General features: G+C 51.5%; 15 protein-coding genes. 3 read left to right on the top strand and 12 right to left on the bottom strand.

What is annotated here, in order from left to right; all coding sequences use genetic code 11:
- The 6 genes from FH755_RS06335 to pqqA all read right to left on the bottom strand — a co-directional run bounded on the left by FH755_RS06335 (nucleotide 1) and on the right by pqqA (nucleotide 6,145).
- Nucleotides 1-573, bottom strand: coding sequence for a hypothetical protein (locus tag FH755_RS06335; RefSeq protein ID WP_292439737.1), 573 nt, complete (start codon nucleotides 571-573; stop codon nucleotides 1-3).
- Nucleotides 566-1,123, bottom strand: a complete 558-nt coding sequence (locus FH755_RS06330; protein ID WP_292439736.1) for a sigma-70 family RNA polymerase sigma factor — start codon at nucleotides 1,121-1,123, stop codon at nucleotides 566-568. Before FH755_RS06330 ends, FH755_RS06335 begins: the two co-directional genes overlap by 8 nt.
- Before the next feature lie 9 nt (nucleotides 1,124-1,132).
- On the bottom strand, nucleotides 1,133-2,176 hold the full coding sequence (locus FH755_RS06325; protein ID WP_292439734.1) for a hypothetical protein: 1,044 nt from the start codon (nucleotides 2,174-2,176) through the stop codon (nucleotides 1,133-1,135).
- Between the two features lie 58 nt (nucleotides 2,177-2,234).
- Nucleotides 2,235-4,283: a hypothetical protein gene (locus FH755_RS06320; protein WP_292439732.1), complete on the bottom strand. Its 2,049-nt coding sequence runs from the start codon at nucleotides 4,281-4,283 to the stop codon at nucleotides 2,235-2,237.
- Between the two features lie 92 nt (nucleotides 4,284-4,375).
- Complete coding sequence (locus FH755_RS06315) at nucleotides 4,376-5,704, bottom strand: hypothetical protein (protein WP_292439730.1); 1,329 nt, start codon at nucleotides 5,702-5,704, stop codon at nucleotides 4,376-4,378.
- A gap of 369 nt (nucleotides 5,705-6,073) precedes the next feature.
- The gene (gene pqqA / locus FH755_RS06310; RefSeq protein WP_081443609.1) at nucleotides 6,074-6,145 is read right to left on the bottom strand and encodes a pyrroloquinoline quinone precursor peptide PqqA; all 72 of its coding nucleotides are present in this window, start codon (nucleotides 6,143-6,145) and stop codon (nucleotides 6,074-6,076) included.
- Between the two features lie 182 nt (nucleotides 6,146-6,327).
- Here pqqA and FH755_RS06305 point away from each other — a divergent pair, with 182 nt between their 5' ends.
- On the top strand, nucleotides 6,328-6,528 hold the full coding sequence (locus FH755_RS06305; protein WP_292439728.1) for a hypothetical protein: 201 nt from the start codon (nucleotides 6,328-6,330) through the stop codon (nucleotides 6,526-6,528).
- Between the two features lie 22 nt (nucleotides 6,529-6,550).
- On the opposite strand, the gene FH755_RS06300 is transcribed toward FH755_RS06305, so the two are convergent.
- On the bottom strand, nucleotides 6,551-7,501 hold the full coding sequence (locus FH755_RS06300) for a LysR family transcriptional regulator (protein ID WP_292439726.1): 951 nt from the start codon (nucleotides 7,499-7,501) through the stop codon (nucleotides 6,551-6,553).
- A gap of 117 nt (nucleotides 7,502-7,618) precedes the next feature.
- Here FH755_RS06300 and FH755_RS06295 point away from each other — a divergent pair, with 117 nt between their 5' ends.
- Nucleotides 7,619-9,034 carry an acetyl-CoA carboxylase biotin carboxylase subunit gene (locus tag FH755_RS06295; RefSeq protein ID WP_292439724.1) on the top strand — a complete coding sequence of 472 codons (1,416 nt, stop codon included), beginning with the start codon at nucleotides 7,619-7,621 and terminating at the stop codon, nucleotides 9,032-9,034.
- 27 nt (nucleotides 9,035-9,061) lie between these two features.
- A complete protein-coding gene (gene oadA, locus FH755_RS06290) occupies nucleotides 9,062-10,855 on the top strand; it encodes a sodium-extruding oxaloacetate decarboxylase subunit alpha (RefSeq protein WP_292439721.1) in 1,794 nt (597 codons plus the stop codon).
- Nucleotides 10,856-10,912: 57 nt separating this feature from the next.
- Here oadA and FH755_RS06285 read toward each other — a convergent pair whose 3' ends face one another.
- The 5 genes from FH755_RS06285 to FH755_RS06265 form a co-directional block, all read right to left on the bottom strand.
- Nucleotides 10,913-11,458 carry a Slp family lipoprotein gene (locus tag FH755_RS06285; protein WP_292439719.1) on the bottom strand — a complete coding sequence of 182 codons (546 nt, stop codon included), beginning with the start codon at nucleotides 11,456-11,458 and terminating at the stop codon, nucleotides 10,913-10,915.
- A gap of 87 nt (nucleotides 11,459-11,545) precedes the next feature.
- Nucleotides 11,546-12,409, bottom strand: coding sequence for an HDOD domain-containing protein (locus FH755_RS06280; RefSeq protein WP_292439717.1), 864 nt, complete (start codon nucleotides 12,407-12,409; stop codon nucleotides 11,546-11,548).
- A gap of 5 nt (nucleotides 12,410-12,414) precedes the next feature.
- Nucleotides 12,415-14,670 carry an EAL domain-containing protein gene (locus tag FH755_RS06275; protein WP_292439715.1) on the bottom strand — a complete coding sequence of 752 codons (2,256 nt, stop codon included), beginning with the start codon at nucleotides 14,668-14,670 and terminating at the stop codon, nucleotides 12,415-12,417.
- A gap of 385 nt (nucleotides 14,671-15,055) precedes the next feature.
- Nucleotides 15,056-15,439, bottom strand: a complete 384-nt coding sequence (locus FH755_RS06270; RefSeq protein ID WP_289285362.1) for a DUF6173 family protein — start codon at nucleotides 15,437-15,439, stop codon at nucleotides 15,056-15,058.
- 105 nt (nucleotides 15,440-15,544) lie between these two features.
- Nucleotides 15,545-16,192 carry a TOPRIM nucleotidyl transferase/hydrolase domain-containing protein gene (locus FH755_RS06265; RefSeq protein WP_292439713.1) on the bottom strand — a complete coding sequence of 216 codons (648 nt, stop codon included), beginning with the start codon at nucleotides 16,190-16,192 and terminating at the stop codon, nucleotides 15,545-15,547.
- Nucleotides 16,193-16,285 lie beyond the last annotated feature (93 nt).

The raw sequence follows: 16,285 nt of genomic DNA, 5'->3' as shown, positions 1-16,285 counted from the left end.
TCAGCGATTCAACTGTACCGACTCAACAAGATCGCTTTGTTGCAACGACTGCAGAAGCGTTTCCGGTTCAGTCGCCGCTGACAGTTTGTACAGGCCCAGTACCGAAGGCCCCTCGACGATGGTCAGCTGATTTTGCAGCAGGAGTTGTCGGATCTCGGCTTCCGTTGCCTGCGGTTCAAAGGTGATTATCAGCAACGGCGTCTGCTGCTGCTCGCCAGCCTGTTGATAACCTCCCGGCACGGATGTCAGCATCATCACACTGGTCTGAACCACCAGCAGGAATGCGGCTGCAACCGCGGCCCAGCGCCAGCGGGGTGAAATTTGTTTTGGCTGTGAACTGGCCGGCAATTGCTGTTGCAGGCGCCTGAGTCCCAGTTCACCCGGGCTGTTGCCCGCTGCTGGCATCGCCTGCACTTCTGTCTGTAGCTTGCGAAGAAATGTCAGCTCATCCCACAGTGAAGGATGTTGCTTCAAAACGCTTTCCACCTGCTGTTTTTCCGCTGCATCCAGCGTGCCGTTCACATAGTACGGCAACAGCATTTCAACCTGCTCACGGCTTAGTGACTCATTCATGGCTCAACCCTCCGCCGGCCAGTCGTTGCAGGCATTTTTTCATCGCCTGCTTTGCATGAAACATCCGGGTTTTGACCGTATTTTCCGGGCAGTTGACCACGGTCGCGATGTCGCGGTATGACATTTCCTCAAAAAACGTCAGCTCCATCACCGCCCGGTGATCAGGTTTGAGGGTGCTGACACAATGCCGAACCTGATCGGCCTGTTCTGCCTGAATCAGGCAGGTCAAAGAAGCCGGCGAATCGTCTTCCAGGTTATCCAGTGCTTCTTCAGATAAGGCTTCTGGCCGCGTTTTTCGCAGCCGGTCTACTGTTTTGAAGTAGGCAATGCTGAACAGCCAGGTCGAGACTTTGGATCGCTGCTGAAATTCAGCCGCTTTTTGCCAGACTTCAAGAAACACCTCATTAACCAGATCGGCAGCTTCAAACTGATCCGGCATTTTGCTGCAGATAAAACGGTACAGGCGTGACTCATAGCGTCGGTAAAATTCGGCCAGCGCCTGCTGACTGCCGGCAGCGATCTGATGGAGAATCGCGATATCGTCGTTCATGACACGCCCTTAAGGGGTGTTAACCGGCATTCTCGCCGAAATTGCCAGCAATTGCCCCTGTTTATCGAGCGCTCTGACCTGCCACTGATACCGGGTATTATCCTGCAGCCAGTCCAGCGACATGCTGGACAGGCTGAGCTGCTGTTCCGAAGCAGGCACCAGCTTGCCGGTCAGTGGTTGCGATTCACCTGTGGCAAAAATCTCTACCTGATAAGCACTGGCTGTTGCTACCGGCTGCCAGGAAAAGACCGTCTGATCATTGAGTGTTGCACCTGCCGCAGGCGATAACGTTGTCATCGGGAAGGGGTCAATAATCGTTTTTTTGCTTTGCTCAATCACAAAGTAACGCAGTACCGGAATCTCAATTTCAGCCTCTTCCTGTTCCACAGCAAACGCCAGCAGGTACAAACCACTGCGGTCGGTCGGCAGTTTGGGACTGGTGATACGGGTTCTGCCCTGACCGGCACTTAACAGGCTCTGACGAACCACCTGTAATACCCTGCCGGACTGACTGCCGAGACTGGTGCCGGGATCAATCAGCCGCCATTCGCCCCGCAACACACCACTGCTGGAAAAAGCGATATCAGCGACCGCAAACAGGCTCTCATTCTGCTTGACCACTTCAGAGCGGGCGGCATTCTGAAACGCCAGATCAATACGTCTGACCGTGAGTTCACCACTACTGCCACTACCGGCATAGACGTTAACAATGCCGGTCGCGGTGGTTTGGGTATCACTGAAAGTCCGTTCAATACGGGCACTGCCGGCCGCACTGTCCGCCAGTAAACGCAGTTGGTTGGGATTCAGGGTGAATGATTCGGTCAAGGTCACGGTGCTGGTGCCACCCGATAACAATACCGAGGTGGTCGACAGGCTGCCTGCCACATTCGCCACGGTCATGCCGTTGATAATCAGTGATGCCCCGGGCGAGCTGACCAGGCGGGTAAAAGGCCCGCCACTGGAATCGGTTTCAGTGCGGTTCACCCGCCACGAAATGGTAACGGGACGTGTTTGCCCCAACGGCACGGTGACTGATGCCGGGCTCGCGGTCACACTGTTTATATCCGCATGAGCCGGGTCTGAGTGAATCAATCCGGCCAGCAGGATAAGGCTAACGACGAGCGGCAAATGGCGCCGTAATCCGTACAATCGCAAAAACCTGATAGTTATCCTCATAGAGAGAAAGCTGTTCGTGTCCATGATATCGCTCCAATGCGCCGCGAAGGGCAAACGCCACTCCCGGATTATTCTTAGATGCTGGGAGATAGGTCCAGCCGAGTTCAGCATTCAGCAGCTGTCTATCAGGTGAGTCGTTGTCACCGCCGGCCAGGTTCAAATTATAATTCAGTGCCAGATCCAGTTTGTTGGGGATCAGCAGGCTGCGCACACCGAGATTAAAATTGCTGGTGTAGGCGGTCTGACGTGTGAGGCGTGTTTCAAATGTGCCGTATTGGGCGTCTGCATTGAAAGACAACCTGTCACTGGGCCGCCAGCCGCCGCCCAGGCTGATAAAGTGACTGACCGTATCGGAGCTGACTTCGGCATGATCTTCAAATTCCGACCAGGTATAGCTGGCATTCAAATAGCTCCGCTCATAATTACTGCCCACACCGAGAGTAGTCGAATTGGAGGCATTATCAGTCTCTATCCCCAAATAGTTATCGGGCGTCTCTTTGCGATCAAGGCGGGCAACAAAACCGCTGAACTGCAGGTAGGGCGACCCCAGCCAGGACAATGCTTCCTGCTGTTTTTCAAATGCATAAGTCCCGCTCCAGCTGGCATTTCTGAGCCGGTCAGTAGGTAAGCCAGTCAGTTCATCCACATTATTGGTTTCATGACTCAAATGCAGATTGGCCGAAAAACGATTCCAGTAAAGATGGCTATAAGCCGAGGTCACATCCCGGTCAGCGGCCAGCCCCGGGTTGGCCAGACTGGCAAAGAAGGTGTCAATTCGTTCATAACGCAGCCCGAACAACCAGTCCACCGGTTGGGCATACCAGTTGAGATCGTCAAAGGGATATGATTCCAGCAGCAGGGTATAAGCCTCACTGTTCTCACGCTCAGCAGGCCCGGCATCGCCATCACTGTCATAACTGGCGTGGGCATACTCACCGAACAGGGACAGTTTGCCTTCAAGCAGATTTTTGTCCATTGCCAGCGACCAGCCACGCCCCTCCGCCAGAGGTTCGCCGCCACTGATACCGGCACCGGTCGCCGAGCCTTCGCCATCGTAATACACCGTGGTGATCTTCAAGGCATCAGCTTCGGCAGAAAACGGTTTGATGCTGGCGGTGAAGCCCTCAATCCGGCTTTCCGGTTCCGACAAACCGGTAAAGTGATCAGCACCGACCAGTGCATCCGGCCGCAAAGCAAAAACCTGCGCGGCAACCCGTTCACTGGTATCACTGAGCTGCAGTGAAGCGCCACGCCGCTGATAAGGCGAAAGCAGAGCGGAGTTCAGTCCCAGACTCTGATCTCCCAGCCGCAATCTCGTTTGTCCCCAGTCATCCTGCCGTTTCGCTGAAAGCTGGTATTCTCCGATATCCAGCGAATTACCGGTCAGACTCAAATCCTGCTCCGATTGCAGAAAATAATTGGCGCGAGCCGTCACTTCCCAGTTTTCTCCCTGCACAGCGCCGGAAGATACACCGGCACCCGACATCACAAAGTGCCGGGTATCAGCGGCTGTGTTGTGATCGGCCAAGCGCTGGCTGATTTCGACACTGTTATCGGAATTAAAATGGCCGGATCGTAACCAGCGCTCTGCAGCTTCAAGCTGGGCTGCACTGCTCTCCGTCGTGCCTGACTCAGTCGCCGACGAGCTTTGCGTAGCTTCAAACTGCCATTGCTGGATCGGATGGGGGCCGTCTTCTGTCAGCATTACCAGTTTCAGTACATGTGGTCCCGCTGTCAGTGTCTCCAGTGGTGTGTAGGTAAAATCACCGTCTTCAAAGCCCATCGCTGCCGTGATGTCGATCCCGTCAAGTTCTACCGCCAGTCTTGCCAGCGTGTTGATATCCATGTCCTCAGGTAAATCAATCACCAGCAAATGGCCGCGGCTGCCGTCCTGGATCAATTCCGCCTGCCACTGTGCCTGGGCAAAGGGCGTTAACAGGATCATCACCAGCGCCGGACCATACAGAAATAACTTCGTTTTCATGATCCTCACTCAGATAAAAAAGCAGCGCGCCCTTTGAGGAGCGCGCTGCTTAGTTTCAGATAAGGCAAACGACATGATTCGCTTCCCTGCCATTACTGTTGCGGTACAGCTTTTAATTGCAGCTCAGGGGAGCCCTCTTCCGGTGCCTGCAGTCTGGCGGGACCGGGGACCGGTGTCGGATCAGTGGGTGCCGGACTTTGAACTTTATCCAGGCTCGGTTTGACCGGGACCGGGCTAAGGCGGGATGGGCCTTGCTCAGACTGCCCGCCGTTATTCTGGAAGCCGCCGACCTGACCCGGTGAGTTGAATTGCACCTGGGGTTCGCAACGGTGTTTGAAAACGGCGGTGTCATAGTCCTGCCACTGGCCCCAGTCTTTGCCTTCCGGTTTTATCCTGGCCACGATTTTCATATTGTGATTCCAGACTTTGTTGTCGGAAATCGCCATATACGAATATTTCTGCTGGCTCAACAGCGTTTTCAACGGGAAAGTGAAATCAATATGTTTACTATGCTGGGCATTCACCGGAATGCTGTTGAATTCATAGTAAGTCCCGTAATCGGCATAGACATTACTGACCGGGACCACCTTCAAATCCAGCAAACCAGGCGCATTGCCACTGAGTTGCAGATTAATGCGGATTTTGGTGCCGCCCTCGGGCAAACACTGTCCATAGTAATGTGGAATATTGGGCTGAAAATCCGCTTTATTGAGCACTATCGGCAGATCATTGTTGATTTGATTGGGCGAGTTGGCTAACTGGGCGTTCAGGGTACCGCTCAATTTCAGGTCCGGATCGCCTTCATATTTGATTGTTATTTCGATATTGGCATTGGCATCTGCAGACTGGGAATCGTTCGTGCCTTCAACTTTACACCAGCCCCTCATCGCAACCGGGCGTTCAACTTTGATGAAGTGATCCTGCTGGTAGAAAGACAACTTGGTGCCGCCATCACTCAGGTGTTTCTGCAGCGCCTTATTCAGCTCCTGCAGCGGATCAAAACGAACTGCCGGATGACCTTGCTTGATCTGAGCCAGCGGCACGCTGAACTTGCTATCATTCCCTGATTCGGTGATTCTGAATTGGCCTTTGCCGTCAGTGATATTCGGTGAGTAAGTCGCAGAGTAAAGACTGACTTCACTGGGCCCAAAGTAAGCCCGTGCCTTTTCGAAGTTGATCTCTTTATGCGCTTCACATTTCACATCACCAACCAGCGCAATATCCAGGTTGGGTTTGGTAGGGGCTATTTGAATGGCATCGATATGTTTATTGGCAGAGACATTCTTGAGCACCACCATATTGGTGTTGATGCCCTGCTCACCCACAAGCGAAACCGATTCTACATAGTGTGGTGGTAAGGCTGCCCAAACCGCGGCAGAAGTGAATAAACCTGAAAGGCTAATAGCTAGACAGACAGGCATGAATTATTGCGGTATTCCTTTGTTTCATTTTTAGTCTCCTCACGACAATCACAGAAAGACACTGTGTATCCGGTAAGTCGTAAGTGGTCCTTATCAGGTTCAAACAATTTCCATGTTTGCCACGGGGCACTCTAAATATATGAAAATAACTGTCTTTTCTCTTAAATGATTATCAAATTCCGCATTTAAAGCAAGGTTTTTTATCCGAAGTTGACTTACGGTGGTGATGGACGCAACAACGGAGCGCATAAAAAGCCATGCCAGGGTCAGACTGGCGGGAAAAGAGGCCAGAGAAGATCGTAGCCGCAAAAACGACAGGCAAAAAAAAGCCCCGACGTTCCGGGGCTTTTTTGGATTCGGCTGAATCTGTTATCTGTTGCAGATATACATAGTGACTTCAAAGCCGAAACGCATGTCTGAGTATTCTGGTTTAGTCCACATGATAATCACCTCGTGTTGATTTAATTGCAGCTTGCAGTTCATATATTAGTCTGCTGTTTGCCTTGCCAATAGCGTGATTTGCTCGATAAGGGTCAGGATTTTCCTGATTCGTACAATTGTGCTTTACCGGCGAGAGGAATTCGGTGACGATCAGGAGCAAACGATGATTCGGAGTAAACATCATGAAACCGCAGGCAACAATTGAAAAGACCGCAACAGGCTTTGTTATTAGTAAGGAAGAAGCAGGTGAAACTGAACAGCTGGAAACCCATTTTGAGAGTTATCAGGCAGCACTGGATTTCATTCTCGATCAGGGTTGGCAACTCAAACGTGAACGCCCGGACAGTTCGTTGCATGTCGAAACCCGCTTTCTCAAACCCTGATCCCGCTTTTCTCAGGTCCTGATTAAAGTGCCTGCAGCTCGGTAAAGTGCTGGTTAATCTGTTTCAGATGTGACTGAATATAATCCAGAAAGGCCTGCATCACCGGAGTCGGATGTTTACCCTTGGGGTAAACCAGACACCAGCTGCGGCGTAGCGGAAAGCCTTTCAGAGCCGGGCTTACCAAACTGCCCTGCCTGAGTTCGGCGAGCACACTGAGCTTGGGCAGAACGGCAACGCCTAAACCTGCCAGCACACCATGCTTAATGGCATCATTCGACCCTATCTCGATATAAGAGCGCAACGTTAAACGCTGTTGCTGGCAATGCTGCTCCAGGGCCAGACGGTTACCGGAACCGGGTTCGCGCAGAAGCAGGCTGGCATTCAGAAACTGCTGCGGTGTCAGTTGCTTTCTGGCTGCCAGCGGATGATTTGCGGCCATCACCGGAATCAGCTCATTATCCAGAAACGGCAGCGAGGCGAGGGAACGATCACTGGGCACCAGTCCCATAACCACCAGATCATCCGTGTTGTTATTCAACTGCTCAATCGCCCGCGCCCGATTCATCACCCGCAGGCTGACATCCACCGCCGGATGGCGGCTTAGGAAGTCCTGCAGCAGATGCGGGACGGCATATTGAGCCGTACTGACAGCGCAGAGACTCAGCGCACCGGACAATTGTCCCTGCAGACTATGTAGATCTGTCTGTAACAGCTCGACCTGCTCAAAAACAGTATTAATACGCTCGGCCACCTTTTCGCCGGCGCGGGTACAATAAAGCTGCCTGCCCACATATTCAAACAGCGGTTGCCCCAGCGCCTGTTCCAGCTTGCGGATTTGTGAACTGACAGCTGGCTGGGTCAATCCCAATGCTTCCGCTGCCCGGCCGTAGCCCTGATGTTGGTACACCGCCTGAAAAACCTGCAGTTGGCGAAAGGAAAGACGGTTCAGTAATTGCTGTAATGACAATGACATAAGAGACTTAAGACTCAACCCATAACTAATTACTTATTGCTGACAAAAATTATATCAATTTTTCATTATGGCTGGCTTTATCTAAGCTAGGCGGCATCTGATTCAGGAGTCTGCACCATGCTGAAAAAAGTTCTGATAGCCAATCGCGGTGAAATTGCCGTACGCATTGTGCGGGCCTGTGCCGAAATGGGCGTTCGCTCGGTAGCGATCTACACTGAACCCGACCGCTATGCGCTGCATGTCAAACGCGCAGATGAATCCTATTCACTGGGCGAGGATCCGCTGGCCGGTTACCTGGATCCATTGCGTATCGTTAATCTTGCGGTGGAAACCGGTTGTGATGCCATCCACCCCGGTTACGGTTTTCTTTCCGAAAATGCCGAGTTTGCCCGTCTTTGTGAAAAGCATAATGTGACCTTCATCGGCCCCAAGTCGAGCGTGATTGAAAAAATGGGTGACAAAACCGCTGCCCGTAACAGCATGCGCGAGGCCGGTGTACCGATTACACCCGGTTCGGACGGCAACCTGGAAAGTCTGGAGGATGCCCTAAGCCTCGCCGAAGAAGTTGGCTATCCGGTGATGATTAAAGCGACTTCAGGCGGTGGCGGCCGCGGTATTCGTCGCTGTGACAATGCCGCTGAACTCAAACAGCAATACCCCCGCGTAATTTCAGAGGCCACCAAAGCGTTCGGATCGGCTGAAGTATTTCTGGAAAAATGCATTGTTAATCCGCGTCATATCGAAGTCCAGATCCTCGCTGACAGTCAGGGTAATGTGATTCACCTTTATGAACGTGACTGCTCGATCCAGCGACGTAATCAAAAGTTGATTGAAATTGCACCCAGCCCACAGCTGACACCGGAGCAGCGCGATTACGTCGGTGATCTGGCGGTGCGCGCCGCCCAGGCCGTGGGCTATGAAAATGCCGGCACGGTCGAGTTTCTGCTCACCGGCAATGAAGTCTACTTTATGGAGATGAACACCCGGGTTCAGGTCGAGCACACCATCACCGAACAGATTACCGGTGTTGATATCGTCCGTGAGCAGTTAAGAATCGCTTCAGGCAAGCCGCTCAGCTACCGTCAGCAGGATATCCATTACCGTGGTTTTGCGCTGCAATTCCGCATTAACGCCGAAGATCCCAAGAATGACTTCCTACCCAGTTTCGGACGCATCACCCACTACTATGCACCGGGTGGGCCGGGCGTACGGGTCGACACCGCGATCTATACCGGTTATGACATCCCGCCCTATTTCGACTCCATGTGCCTGAAGCTGGTGGTCTGGGCACTGGACTGGGAAGATGCGATTAACCGTGGTCAGCGGGCGCTGGATGATATGCGCCTGCACGGTATCAAAACCACCGCAAATTACTACAAACAAATCCTCAATCATGCTGACTTCCGATCGGGTCACTTCGATACCAGTTTCGTCCCGGCCCATCCGGAACTGCTTGAATATTCCGATAAACAACGCCCCAGCGCCGTTGCGCTGGCTTTGGCCACCGCTATTGCTGCCCATGCCGGCTGGTAAGCCGCCTTCAAGCTGGAGAATTTTCCTATGAGAAAAATAGAAGTTACCGATGTCATTCTGCGCGATGCCCACCAGTCGCTGATCGCCACCCGCATGCGCACTGACGACATGCTGCCCATTTGCGACAAGCTCGACAAAGTCGGTTTCTGGTCGCTGGAAGTCTGGGGTGGCGCTACCTTTGATGCCTGCGTCCGCTATCTGAAAGAAGACCCCTGGGAACGTCTGCGCCAGCTGAAACAGGCGCTGCCCAATACCCGCCTGCAAATGCTGCTGCGCGGCCAGAACCTGCTGGGTTACCGCCATTATGCGGATGATGTGGTAACGGCTTTTGTTGAACGTGCCGCCGAAAACGGCATTGATGTATTCCGTATATTTGATGCCTTGAATGATCTGCGTAACCTTGAAACTGCGATGAAAGCCGTCAAGAACAGTGGTAAGCATGCACAGGGCACTATCGCCTATACCACCAGTCCGGTGCATACAGCTGAGCTGTTCGTGAAGCAGGCTAAAGATCTGCAGAATATGGGCGCCGACTCGATCGCCATCAAAGATATGGCCGGTCTGCTGGCCCCCTATCCAACCTATGAGCTGGTCAAGGCCATCAAAGCCGAAGTGGATCTGCCATTGGTAATACATAGCCACGCCACCTCGGGCCTGGCGGCGCAATGTCAGCTCAAGGCCATCGAAGCCGGCGCTGATCGTATCGATACCGCGATTTCGTCATTTGCCTGGGGCACCAGTCATCCGGCGACCGAATCTCAGGTTGCTGCCTTGAAAAATACCGAATATGACACCGGTCTGGATTTAGTCCTGTTATCGGAAATTGCTGACTATTTCAGCGAAGTTCGTAAAAAATACCATCAGTTTGAAAGTGAATTCACCCGTGAGGATGTCTCGGTACAGATCAATCAGGTGCCGGGCGGCATGATGTCCAACCTGGCGAATCAGCTCAAAGAGCAGAACGCGCTGGATCGGATCCGTGAAGTTTTCGCGGAAATCCCGCGGGTGCGTGAAGATCTCGGCTATCCGCCGCTGGTCACACCGACTTCGCAAATCGTGGGTACCCAGGCTGTCTATAACGTGCTGGCCGGCGAACGCTATAAAACCATTACCAATGAAGTAAAACGCTATCTGCAAGGTGGCTATGGACAGCCGCCAGCCGCAGTGAATACTGACTTACAAAAGAAAGCGGTGGGCAATGAAGAAGTGATTGAATTCCGCCCGGCCGACGCCTTGAAACCGGAATTGAACAAGCTGCGTAGTGACATCGGGGAGCTGGCCATAAGCGAAGAAGATGTGCTGACCTATGCGATGTTCCCGGATCTGGGCCGTGAATTCCTGCAGCAACGGGCAGACGGCACATTGAAACCGGAACCGCTAATGCCGGTCACCGATGCCAGCAGCAACAGCAAAGAGCCCGTCGCTACCGAGTTTAAGGTCGATGTTCACGGCGAGAGCTACGATATTGCCATTACCGGTGTGGGTGATGTTGGTGGCGGCAAACGTAAGTTCTACATATCGATTGATGGGATGCCGGAAGAAGTCACCTTCGAGGCGCTCAATGAGTATGTCAGCGAAGGTGGCGGCGGCCGTAAAAAGGCGGCTAACCCGGGTGATGCCAGTGCTCCCCTGCCCGGTAATGTTGTTGAAGTTCTGGTGGCTGAGGGCGATACGGTCGAGGCAGGTCAGGCCCTGCTGGTGATGGAAGCGATGAAAATGGAAACCGAGTTAATGGCTAATATCGCCGGCACTGTTAAAGCCGTCCATGTTAAGAAAGGTGACCGGGTTACCCCCGGTGAAACCCTGATTGAGATTGCCTGATTAAATACACTAAGCCGGATCCAGCAAAATCTTGCTGAATCCGGCGTTTATTCTCTGTTACCAGTAGTAGCCATGGCGGTAATACCAATGTGACCGCCAGTACGGGTAGGTGATGCCGTAGCCGAAGCGGTCATAATAATACGGGTAGTCATACCAGTATGGATCACGGCGGTAGTTCTGCGGCTGCCAGCGGTACATTTCGCGGATATCAATGATCGGCACCGTCATCGATTTTTTATCAATATTGATGGTTTTCTGTCCGGCGATATTGCCTGCAATGGTAATTAAAGTGCCGGATTTATAGATATAGGGATCAATAAAATCCGCGGTTCTGGCCAAAAAGCGGCCCTGACTGCGACGGTCAATATCGGGTCTGGCATAACTGTTGAGCGGAAACTGCACAACATGTAATGTCGAGCCTTTTTCCTCATTTTCCACTTTGACAATCTGGCCGCCCCAGCGAACCGGCTCACCCTGGTGACGGTCAGCCTTGCCGCTTACCTGTGCCAGCTGCCAGTCCGGTTGGGGAGCTTCTTTGATAGCGACCGGCACATTACTGCAACCGGCTAAAAACAGGAATAAAACAGGAATAAGCGCTTTCATTTGGCCTCCAGCTCTGATGCGCGAACAATCAATACTCTTGCTGTATTGACTGTTTCCCGGGCTGAGGAGTTTCCAGCTGCTTACTCCTCAGAGTTGGCCGAACTGGGCATGGTAGTTCTCCAGTAAATCCGCCATCATTTCATCAAAATCGATATCACTCATGCCCAGATGAGTCAGCACCGCTTCCGATGTCATTGGCCACTCACTGTCGGTTTTAGCGTATTTATATCGGGTTGCAGCTGCTGAAGCGATTTTCATCAGGGCGTACAAATCCTTTTGCTCTTCGCTTGTCAGCTTATCAGTCAGGAAATGGGGATCATGATGGCGCAGAATCAGCTCGCACAATGACTTGGGCAAATGCCAGGACGAAGCGACAAAATAACCGATAATGGCATGATTGGTCTGATAATGACCTTCTTCCACTTCAGTGAAACAGTGGTGTGGTGAGTGATTGGCCTCATACAGCACATTACGGTAATCGCTGTATTTCATGGCCATCAATGGAATACCACAGTCACGGAACAGACTCAGTGCATACAAGGCATCTTCATCAACCTCGACCTTAGCCTCCAGTTGCTCCAGCACAAACCGTGACATGGTCGCAACTTCCATCGTATTGTCCCAGAATTTCTCCAGCGAAATCGACGCTTTGCCGCGTATCGACTGTCTCAGGGCAAAATACGACACAAGATGCGTCAATCTGTCAGCACCCAGCATCACCACGGCCTGACGAATATCCGAAAGTTCACGTTTCAGACCGAAAATGGGTGAATTAACGGTTTTGAGAACGAGGGCAGACAGGGCGACATCCTGGCTGATGAGTTCGGCATAGGCGCGCGGATCCTGATCCTCTTTTGTCAGTTCCTGTTGTAGTGAAATCAGTAGTGCCGGTTTGGGCGGAATACGGAATTTATCGATGATATCTTTGGCGTTGCTATCAGTGAGTTGCATATTTCTCAGTCTATGGCCCTGTCTTTTTCAGGGTTATTATCCTCTTGCCGAGGACCGCTTACAACCTGTTTTAACGGGCTTTGTGCGCTGTTTATGATGGCCTGCATGGCTTCAAATCGACTCACCATCTCGTTCAGATACTGGCGGCTTTTTGCCGCCTGCCCGGTCATGCACATTTCCCGTATTTTAATGGCGGTTTGATGCCATGCGGCATGCGCCTGTTCAAGCCGGTCCAGCCACAAGGCATCAAACAGGCCCTGGGTTTTGACCCGCTGGATCCAGCTGCCGCAATGACATTTACGCTGGTCGATAATGGGCCAGCTTTCGGGCTGCTCATCAGACTGGTTCATTGCCGCCACAAACTGCTGGTACCAGCGTTGTGAAGTCAGCTCAAACAGATACAGGGCCTGTTGTCTGGCTGTCAAAGGCCTGGCAGCGCAATTGATCCATTCCGGTTCAGCCTGATAATGATTGAGCCAGTCGGGGACTTTATCAGCAGCCATGGGCCTGGCGATGCCGTAACCCTGGGCATGATCACAACCAATCATCAGCAACATCAGGCCATGTTCAACAGTTTCGACCCCTTCCGCGATGACCTGGCGGTTAAAAGCCTCAGCCAGCCCGCTGACACCATCGACAATGGTGTAGTCCTGCGGATCATCCAACATATCGCGAACAAAACTCTGATCAATTTTGATCGTGCTGGCAGTTAAGTGTCGCAGATGGGTAAGTGAAGAATAGCCGGTACCGAAATCATCCAGCGCCACCGAAACACCCAGCACATCGCGGCAGAGTTTTATCACTTTGGAAATAGCGGCGATGTCCCCGAGCGCGCTGGTCTCGACCACTTCCAACTGCAGATAGCGCGAATCCAGTTGCGGATGCTGTGCCAGTGCGATTTCGACATCATCAATAAAGTGCGTTGACTGCAGGTGCGAGGTGGCGATGTTAACACTCACTTCGATTTTATAACCGGCATGATGCCATGCTTCCAGTTGCGAAAGTGACTGTTTCAGTACCCACTGCCCCATTTCAATTTCGATCTCGGTATCCGCTATCAACGGCAGAAACTGCGAAGGAGCCAGCAGTCCCCGTTCCGGGTGCTGCCAGCGAATCAGCGCTTCCATGCCGAAGACTTCTCCGCTGCGCATATTCAGTTTGGGCTGATAGAAAAGACAGAACTGTTCATCGTTCAGGGCCTGGCGGATCTGCTGCTGCCACTGTTGTTTTTCCATCGTCTGGCGGTTATGCGCCGGGTTGAACAGCTTGTAAGTGTTACGACCCGACATTTTAGCCTGATACATGGTCTGATCGGCATGACGTAGCAGGGTATCCAGATCGGCATTATCGTTCGGGTAAAAGGTCACTCCGCTGGAGGCACTGATCTCCAGCCTCAGGTCATTCACGCTATAGGGCTGGGACAATGACTCGTGAATACGCCGCAGCAGAAATTCACACTCATCCTGCGAGTCGATGTCACGGAACAGAATCGCGAACTCATCACCACCAAAGCGCGAGATGGTATCTTCATCCCTGACATTCGCGCGCAGTCGCATGGCGACCTCGATCAGCAACTGGTCTCCGACTTCATGACCATAGGTGTCATTGACCGGTTTGAAATTATCCAGGTCCAGAAAACAGATAGCCAGCAGAGTTTCTGTCCGTTTGCTATGAGCCACAGCCTGGGTGAAACGGTCGGCAAACAGCACGCGGTTAGGCAGTTTGGTCAGCACATCGTAGTGGGCCATCAGCTCCAGCGTTTCCTGCTGCTGCTTGGTCTGAGTAATGTCTGAAAACAGCCCGACAAAATGACGGCTCTGCCCATCGTCGTCGGTTAAGGCCGAGATCGTCAGCAGTTCCGCATACAGTTCACCGTTCTTACGCCGGTTCCAGACTTCGCCCTGCCAGTAACCATGCTCGGTAATCGCAGTCCACATGCGGTTGAAAAAATCCGGCGAATGTCTGCCGGAATTGAGAATATGCGGTCCCTTACCAATCACTTCTTCACGCCGGTAACCGGTGATTTCGCAAAAAGCGGGATTCACATCGGTGATGATGCCATGGATATCAGTGATGATAATGCCCTCATGCGCCTGGTTGAAAACCCGCGATGAGAAGCGCAGCTGTTCTTCGGCCTCCTTGCGTGCCGTGATGTCATAGACTACCAGCAGCATTTCCTGCTCCAGGGTATCCTGCAACATGGAAATACTGAGCAGGGCTACCCTGCGCTGGCGGTTTTTGGTCAGCAGTTCCAGCTCCATCGGCTCGGCGGTTTTATCCGTCGCTTTGCTATGTGAGCGGCGTTTGCGCAGATAGCTTTTGAATTCAGGCTATTTGCAAAACAGGGTTGGAAATCATGCTTTATAACTCCATATATATAATTCACCATACTTAATGTTTAGGTTGGAATTAAGGTCAGAAAACTATTCAAAATAAACAACATGGTTGGTTGGAACTCTGTCCTGATTGGCTTAAATCAGATGTCTAGACGTGATGAGAAACTAGTCAATATGAAAATATCTAAGTACACGGCCTGAGTTAAATTATTAAGAGCTAAATCCAGACTGGGTAACGCTTAAATGAGATTTGCCTATATGACGCACTGTTTCATTAGCCGAAGTGTTAGCGTAGGACTGTATTGGCTTGTTATGACTTCGTTTCGTCGTATTCTTCCCAACTCATGAAACCAATAGGTCTTTTGGGCTGTTCTATATTCTCTCTCTTCAAAGCTATAAGCAAAATACTGATCTGAGAAATATGCTGAACTAGCTCTACAGGTTCTCCATTCTCGTTCTTTCCTTTGAATGAAATTAGCGAAGGATTCCAGTACCCAATATCTTCAATATGGAATGTTACAGACTGGCCGAAGTTGACCAACCTAGCTCCAACCTCATGCTTATCATCTAACGATCGGTGAAAATCATTTATCCACTCTATCAAGCGACGGTGGAATTCATCTGCTAAATTCTGATCTTTAAAAGGCATAAAGTGTGCGGGTGTAATTCGGGGGGGCAAATCTTCCATATCCATTAATTTGTCCTTTGCAGCATGTGCGCTTATGAAATAGAGCCAAAGGCACGATGTTAAGTTTGTAGCCGTTTTTAAACCGTCCGTAGAATCGGGGTAACACCTGACCTAACTCAAGAATTGGTTGATCGCCTTGAAAGCAGCTTCAAAACGATCCAAAGATTCATTAATCTCTGGTGTATCACCATCAAGAAGGTCTGGATGTCGTAGTAACCAATCTGCAGGAATAAAGTGTCCGAACTCAGGGGTTTCTGGAGGCAGTGTTCGACACGCTGCTTCTACCTGCTTGACTAGACGCTCAGTATTTGGTTCTGCATCAGCGACAGACTTTGGCGAGATTTGTTGTTTCTTGTTTAAGTTAAGGGCTAAATTGACAAGGTTGCAATAGAACCCTGGAGCGAAAAGATCCTCGATGTCGCTTTCGGATTTATCGGTAAAATCAGCTGCTGTGAGGACCTTCTCCGTCGTCAGTATTTGACTCTGCCGCAATCGTTCTATCTTTGACTTGTCTCCCTTCCCGTAATCACACAGAGCAACTATGTTGAGGTTGTTACCGGCAAATAACGAGGCAAATGATGAGACCTTATCCAGCCCACCTGTAGGGCAAATAGCCCATCGCGGATCCAAATATTCTCTATTTCTAGACTGAAGTGCCTGCGACATAACTTGAAGATAAACTACGTCTGATGGCCCCTCAACTAGAACGCAATTCTTACCAATAAGGGGTCCTAGGGATTTTGCCTCCAAATACTGCAAAAACCTCCGAAGCCCCCGTGTTTGCTAGCCTGTAGAGAGGCATCAATTTTTACTTATCGGCCGATAGCCCTCAATCGGCGCCATTAAATCATC

Origin of the sequence: Methylophaga sp. (genome assembly GCF_009711715.1) — a bacterium.
In the GTDB taxonomy this organism is placed as follows: domain Bacteria; phylum Pseudomonadota; class Gammaproteobacteria; order Nitrosococcales; family Methylophagaceae; genus Methylophaga.
The sequence above is the reverse complement of the archived record's forward strand: the minus strand, read 5'-3'. Positions and strand labels throughout refer to the sequence as shown.

Bases quoted from the DNA above. Each gene is read 5' to 3' on its own strand.
- FH755_RS06335 (WP_292439737.1), bottom strand. From the start codon at position 573: ATGAATGAGTCACTAAGCCGTGAGCAGGTTGAAATGCTGTTGCCGTAC.
- FH755_RS06330 (WP_292439736.1), bottom strand. From the start codon at position 1,123: ATGAACGACGATATCGCGATTCTCCATCAGATCGCTGCCGGCAGTCAG.
- FH755_RS06320 (WP_292439732.1), bottom strand. From the start codon at position 4,283: ATGAAAACGAAGTTATTTCTGTATGGTCCGGCGCTGGTGATGATCCTG.
- FH755_RS06315 (WP_292439730.1), bottom strand. From the start codon at position 5,704: ATGCCTGTCTGTCTAGCTATTAGCCTTTCAGGTTTATTCACTTCTGCC.
- FH755_RS06305 (WP_292439728.1), top strand. From the start codon at position 6,328: ATGAAACCGCAGGCAACAATTGAAAAGACCGCAACAGGCTTTGTTATT.
- FH755_RS06300 (WP_292439726.1), bottom strand. From the start codon at position 7,501: ATGTCATTGTCATTACAGCAATTACTGAACCGTCTTTCCTTTCGCCAA.
- FH755_RS06295 (WP_292439724.1), top strand. From the start codon at position 7,619: ATGCTGAAAAAAGTTCTGATAGCCAATCGCGGTGAAATTGCCGTACGC.
- oadA (WP_292439721.1), top strand. From the start codon at position 9,062: ATGAGAAAAATAGAAGTTACCGATGTCATTCTGCGCGATGCCCACCAG.
- FH755_RS06285 (WP_292439719.1), bottom strand. From the start codon at position 11,458: ATGAAAGCGCTTATTCCTGTTTTATTCCTGTTTTTAGCCGGTTGCAGT.
- FH755_RS06280 (WP_292439717.1), bottom strand. From the start codon at position 12,409: ATGCAACTCACTGATAGCAACGCCAAAGATATCATCGATAAATTCCGT.
- FH755_RS06275 (WP_292439715.1), bottom strand. From the start codon at position 14,670: ATGGAGCTGGAACTGCTGACCAAAAACCGCCAGCGCAGGGTAGCCCTG.
- FH755_RS06270 (WP_289285362.1), bottom strand. From the start codon at position 15,439: ATGGATATGGAAGATTTGCCCCCCCGAATTACACCCGCACACTTTATG.